Origin of the sequence: Herbaspirillum sp. CF444, from assembly GCF_000282135.1 — a bacterium.
In the GTDB taxonomy this organism is placed as follows: Bacteria; Pseudomonadota; Gammaproteobacteria; order Burkholderiales; family Burkholderiaceae_D; genus Herbaspirillum.
On sequence record NZ_AKJW01000014.1, the window covers coordinates 1 to 6,747 of the forward strand.

Genomic DNA, 6,747 nt, shown 5'->3' on the forward strand with positions numbered 1-6,747 from the left:
TCGGCGTGACCGACAACTTCTTTGAGGCCGGCGGCGATTCCATCCTCAGCCTGCGCATCATTTCGCGCGCTGCCCAGGCCGGGCTCAAGCTCACGCCACGTCAGGTGTTCGAGAATCCCGACATCGTGCGGCTGGCCGCGCTCGCCACCAGCCACGACACCACGCACAAGCCGGAAGTCTTGACGTCCTTGCCGCTGACGCCGATACAACAGGCTTTTTTCGAACGCTATCCGCAGGGGCAGTCGCATTGGAATCAGTCGCTGCTGCTCAAAGTCGACGGCGCGCTGGAGCGCACTGCGTTGGCTGCCGCACTGGCGCATCTGGTACGCAGCTTCGACGCCTTGCGACTGCGCTTTCTGCGCAGCGAAGCCGGTTGGCGCCAGCAGGTGCAGCCGGCCGACAGCGCTGCGCCATCGGTGCTATCCGACATCATCGATCTGCGCGGACAGGCCGACTGGCGCGCGCAGCTGGAGCAGCAAGGCGCAGCACTGCAACGCAGTCTGGACATAGAACATGGTCCCTTGATCCGGGCTGCTTATTTTGCGCTGGACGGTGAGGCCCGATTGCTGCTGACCATCCATCACCTGGCGGTCGACGGCGTTTCATGGCGAGTCTTGCTGGACACCCTGCAACAGGCCTATCAGCAGATCAGCCAAGGCCGGCCGGCGCCAGAGCTAGTCGCCACGCCTTGGAGCGTCTGGGTGGCAGAGTCTGTCGACAGCGCCAGGCACGTGCTGGCGCAGCAAGAGTTGCCATGGTGGCAGGCGCGCCTGGCCGGCGCCGGCAACGACAGTGAGACTACTGCCGCAGCCACAGCAAGCCCGGCGCAGCAGCAACGGCAGCCCCATCGCCGTCGCCTGCAATTCAACGCCGCCATCACCGAACAATTGCTGAGCCAGCCGGCGCGCGTCTATGGCGCCGGCCTGGATGAGTTTTTACTGACGGCGCTGGGACGCAGCATCGCTGCTCACAGCGGCGCGCAGCAGCTGCTGGTATCGCTGGAAGGGCATGGCCGCGAGGCGGTCGACAGCGAGCTCGATCTGAGCAATAGCGTAGGCTGGTTCACCGCACGTTTTCCACTGTGCCTGGAGATTCATGACGACGCTGCAGCTGCGCTGATCGCGACCAAAGAAAACCTGCGCAGCGTGCCGCACAAGGGCGTGCGCTGGGGATGGCTGCGCACTTACGGCGACGCCGCGACGCGCGCAGCGGTGGCGGCCTTGCCGGCGCCGGCCATCAACTTCAACTATCTGGGACAGTTTGATCAGAGTCTGCAGCGCGACGGTGTATTCCATTTTGCCGACGAGCCCTTTGGCGCGGCCATGGCTGACGAGGGAAGCTCCGCCTATGCGCTCGACTTCAGCGCCGTGGTGGCGGCAGGAGCTCTGACCGTCGATTGGCGACTGGCGCCGGCATCCTGGAGCATCGAAGCAGCCGATCGCATGGTGGCTGATTTCGAGCGTCAGGTTCACGCCTTGCTGCAGCATTGTCAGAGCGCTGCGCCGGTCAGGACCGCTTCCGATTTCGCTCTGGCGGGCTTGTCCCAACCGAGCCTGCAAGAATTGTTGTCGGCGCATCTGACGGATTTGCCGGCGGCCGCCATTGCCGACATTTATCCGGCCACGCCGCTGCAGACCGGCTTGCTGTATCACAGCCTGACGCAGGCCGGGCAAGGTCTGTATCTGATTCAAAAACGTCTGAGCCTGACCGGCGCGCTCAATCCAGAAGCGATGCGCGGCGCATGGCAACTGGCGGTCACACGCCACGCCATCTTGCGCACCCGTTTTGTCTGGCAACACGGCGGCGCGCCCTTGCAAGTGGTGGCGAAAAACAGCGACTTGCCCTTCGTTCAGCACGACTGGCGCAGCCTCGATGCCGCCGCTTATGAACAGCGCATGCAGCACTGGCTGGCGCAAGATCTTGCCGCCGGCTTTGATGCAGGCGTGGCGCCATTGTTGCGCATCAATCTGTTTGCCCGTGCAGACGGTCATTGCGATCTGGTCTGGACCGGCCATCATTTGCTGACCGATGGCTGGAGCAGCGCCCAGTTGCTGGGCGAGGTGATGCAGGCATATCGTCTGCTCAACGCCGGCCAGCCGGTCACGATGGACGCGCCTGCGCCGTATCGCGACTACGTCGTCTGGCTGCGTCGCCAGCCCGACGCCAGCGCCTGGTGGCAGAGCCGTCTGAGCGAAGTGCGCGATCCGGCCAATCTCGGCAGTTGCCTCAGCGCGCCGGCCGTTGATATCAACGCCGGTATCGGTGCAGAGCAAGCCACGGTGGCGCTCAGGCCGGAATTGAGCGAGCGTCTGGCGCAGACCGCGCGCCGCCATCGGGTCACCGTCAATACCTTGATACAGGGCGCCTGGGCCTTGTTGCTGGCGCGTTTCGGCAACCGCGATCAGGTGGTGTTCGGCGTCACCGTGTCGGGACGACCGCACGATCTGCCGGGCATGGAACGCATGCTGGGCTTGTTCATCAACAGCCTGCCGCTATGGCTGGAGGTGCCGGCGGCTATGCGCCTGTCGGCATGGCTGGCCGGCATCCAGGAGCGCAACAGCGCCCTGCGTCAGTACGAACACACGGACCTGGGACAGATTCAGCAATGGGCAGGGCAGAGCGGCGCATCGCTGTTCGACAGCCTGCTGGTGTTTGAAAATTATCCGGTCGATGAAGAGATGCGCAAGGAAGCCACCGGGCTGACGCTGGAGCGTTACCAGGCGGTGGAGCGCTCACACTATCCGCTGGTGTTGACCGCGGGACCGGGACGCAGCCTGACGCTGAACTGGAAATGGGATCCGGCCCGCCTTGACCAGCAAACCATCGCCGCCTGGTCGGCCGCCTATCTGGCGGTGCTGGAACAGTTTGCCGGCGCTGAGGATGTCTGCGTCGGCGAGATTGCGGTCGACAGCGCCCCGGCGCAGCAGCAGGTGCTGGCATGGAGCCGGCCGACGACGACGGCGCCGAAGTTGCTGGCGCCGCGCAGCGAACTGCTGCACGTGCTGATCGAACAGCAGGCGGCGCGACAACCGGCGGCCATCGCCGTGGTCGGCGAACACGGACAGCAGTTGAGTTATGCCGAGCTGAACACACGGGCCAATCATCTGGCCTGGCGACTGATAGACATGGGCGTTGCGCCCGAGGTCAAAGTCGGACTGGCGTTTGCGCGCTCGGCCGACATGCTGGTAGCCATGCTGGCGGTGCTCAAGGCCGGCGGCGCCTATGTGCCGCTGGATCCCGAATATCCGCAAGAACGCCTCGCCTACATGATAGGTGACAGCGCCATCGGTCTGATCCTCAGCGAAAGCAGCGTGCGGGCGCATCTGCCGGCGCTGGATGCCGAGGCGGTGAGGGTGCTGGAACTGGACCGCCTGAGCGATCCGGACCAACGCAGCCACAATCCGCAAGTGCTGCAGCACCAGGATGCGCTGGCTTACGTGATCTACACCTCGGGCTCGACCGGCCGCCCGAAGGGTGCGCAGCTGACCCACAGGAATGTGGCGCGCCTGCTGAGCGGCACCGAGCAGCATTTCGCCTTCTCGTCGTCCGATGTGTGGACGTTGTTTCACTCTTACGCCTTCGATTTCTCGGTATGGGAGATCTTCGGCGCGCTCTGTCATGGCGGTCGCCTGATCGTGGTGCCGTTTGCGGTCAGTCGTGCACCGGCAGATTTTCTGGACTTGCTGCGCCGGCAGGGCGTGACCGTGCTGAATCAAACGCCATCGGCGTTCCGCCAGTTGCTCGAAGTGCCGGAGCTGTACCGCGCGGAAGATCTCGCGCTGCGGCTGGTGATTTTTGGCGGCGAGGCGCTGGAGCCGCGCACATTGCGACCCTGGCTGGCGCATTTTGGCGACCAGCGGGTGCAATTGGTCAACATGTACGGCATCACGGAAACCACGGTTCACGTTACCTACCGCCGCATTCTGCAAACCGACCTGGAAGGGCGCGCCAGTCCCGTGGGCGCGCAGATTGCCGATCTCGGCCTGTATGTGCTCGACGTGCATGGCCGGCTGGCGGCGGTGGGCGTGGCCGGTGAATTGTTCGTCGCCGGCGACGGTCTGGCGCGCGGCTATCTGCATCGAGCCGCCTTGACCGCCGAACGCTTCGTGCCGGATCCTTTCAGCGCGCAGGGCGGACGGCTCTACCGCACCGGCGATCTGGCCAGACGGACAGCAGACGGGCAGCTGGAATACCTGGGACGCATTGATCAACAGGTAAAAATCCGCGGCTTCCGCATTGAAATCGGTGAAGTCGAAGCGCAACTGCTGGCGCTGCCGCAGGTCCGCGAAGCCTGCGTGCTGGCCGATCAAGGTCCTTCCGGCACGCGCCTGATTGCCTATGTCACCGCTGCCTCTGCAGTTGTTGGCGCGACGCTGGATGCGCAACAACTGCGCACGCAACTGGCAGCACGTCTGCCTGACTACATGCTGCCGGCCGCGCTGATGGTGTTGGCGAAACTGCCGCTGACGCCGAACGGCAAGATCGACCGACGGGCGCTGCCGGCGGCGGCAGTCGACGCCGGTGTCGGTGCCGGTCCTGCGTATGTGGCGCCGCAGGGCGAGGTCGAACAGCAATTGGCGCTGGTATGGCAAGAGGTGCTGGAGCTTGAGCAGGTCGGACGTACAGACAATTTCTTCGCTCTCGGCGGCGACTCCATCCTCAGCCTGCAGGTGGTGGCCCGCGCACGCAAACGCGGCGTCGAGATCACCCCGAAGCAGCTGTTCGAGACACCCACCGTGGCAGGCCTGGCGCAGGCCTTGGCGCTGCCGCGCGCGCCAGCGATGCTGGCGGATAGTCTGAAGCTGCCGGCGACGGCCGATTACTCCGCTTTTGCACTGGCTAAACTGAGCCAGCAAGACTTGCTGCGTTTGCCGATAGTGCTGGCCGAGGTGCAAGATATTTATCCGGCCACTCCCTTGCAGAACGGCATGCTGTTCCACAGTCTGCTGCAAAACGGTCAGGGCGTGTATATCGACCAGAACTGCTTCACGCTGGTGGGGACGCTGGACCTGGCTGCCCTCAACACGGCCTGGTCGGTGGCGGTGCAAAGGCATGACATCTTGCGCACCCATTTCCGTTGGGAGCATGGCGGCGACGCCTTGCAAGTGGTGCAGCGACAGGCCGAACTGGCGCTCACGCTGCACGACTGGAGCGACCGCAGCCAGGCGGCTTATGCCGCCGAACTGGCAGCCTGGCGCGCCGTCGATCTGGCCGCAGGCTTCGCGCTCGATTGCGCGCCGCTGCTGCGCATCAATCTGTTCGTGCGCCCCGACGGCCGGCATGACTGCGTCAGCACCAACCACCACGTCTTGCTGGATGGCTGGAGCTACGCGCAACTGGTGGGCGAGGTGATGCACGTGTATCAGGCTGAAGCCAAACATCAGCCATACCAACTGGGCGCACCCGGCGCCTATCGCGACTATATCGCCTGGATGGCGGCACAGCCGAGTGTGCGCGACTGGTGGATGGCCAGGTATGCGCGGGTCGACGCGCCTGTCGGCGTCGGCGCCAGCGTGCTGTCGGCATCCGCCTCATCGCTGTATGCCAGCGACCGCCTCAAGCACATCGTGCAGGAGCTCGACCTGGACGCTACCGCAGCGCTGGAAGCTGCCGCCAAACGCCATCAGGTCAGCATCAACACGCTGGTGCAGGGCGCCTGGGCGCTCTTGCTCGGCCGTTACGGCAATCGCGATCAGGCTGCCTTCGGCGTCACCGTTTCAGGCCGGCCGGGCGACTTGCCCGAGATTGAAAAAGTGCTGGGCCTGTTCATCAACAGCCTGCCGCTGTGGGTCAGTCTGCCGGCCGGTGACGGCGTCGGCGCCTGGCTGTCCGCCTTGCAGGGTGATAACTACGCCTTGCGGGAGCATGGCTATGCCTCGGTCAGCCAGTTGCAGCAGTGGACCGGCTTGTCGGGCGAAGCCTTGTTCGACAGTCTGGTGGTGTTTGAAAACTATCCTATCGACCGCGCCCTGCGCGATGGTCTGCAAGACCTCCGCATCGAGGGCTACCAGATCACCGAGCGCACCCACTATCCGATGGTGTTGGTGGCGGTGCCGGCCAGCCGTTTCCGCTTCCGTTTCAAATTCGACGCGGCGCGTATCAGCGACGCCATGGCCACGCAACTGGCGCAGCATTTCCTGGAACTGCTGCAGCAACTGATGCAGGCCCAGCCTGAACTGCCGCTGGGTTCGCTGCAACTGAGCGTGACGCGCAACAGCAACACCGTGCGCGCCGACTATCCATTCATCCCCGTAGCGCAGCGCATCAGCGCGCGCGCACTGGCGCAGCCGCAAGCGCCGGCCCTGCATTGCGAAGGCCAGCGCCTCAGCTATGGCCAGTTGGAACAATGGGCCAGCCAGGTCGGCCGTCGACTGCATGACGACGGAGTACAGGCTGAAGAGCGGGTCGGCTTGTGCGTCACGCGTTCGGTGGCCATGGTCGCGGGTTTGCTGGGCATCTTCAAATCCGGCGGCGCCTTCCTGCCGCTCGACCCCGACTATCCGCCTGATCGCTTGGCGCTGATGCTCGATGATGCCGGCGTGCGCACGGTGGTGGCGGACGCCGATACCGCCACCCAACTGGCCGATGTGCTGGCCGGACGCAAGGTACTCAGGCTCGATCAGCTCAATGGTGTATCGACTAAGCCTTTCCAACTACCGGTGTTGGCCGATCAGTTGGCTTACGTGATCTACACCTCCGGCTCGACCGGCAAGCCCAAGGGCGTGGCCATCAGCCAGCGCGCCCTGA

Annotated in this window: 1 protein-coding gene; it reads left to right on the forward strand. The window is 64.5% G+C overall.

Annotation, left to right across the window (positions count from 1 at the left end):
* Positions 1-6,747: non-ribosomal peptide synthetase (locus PMI16_RS02400; protein WP_007876041.1), on the forward strand; the 6,747-nt coding region annotated here is incomplete at both ends.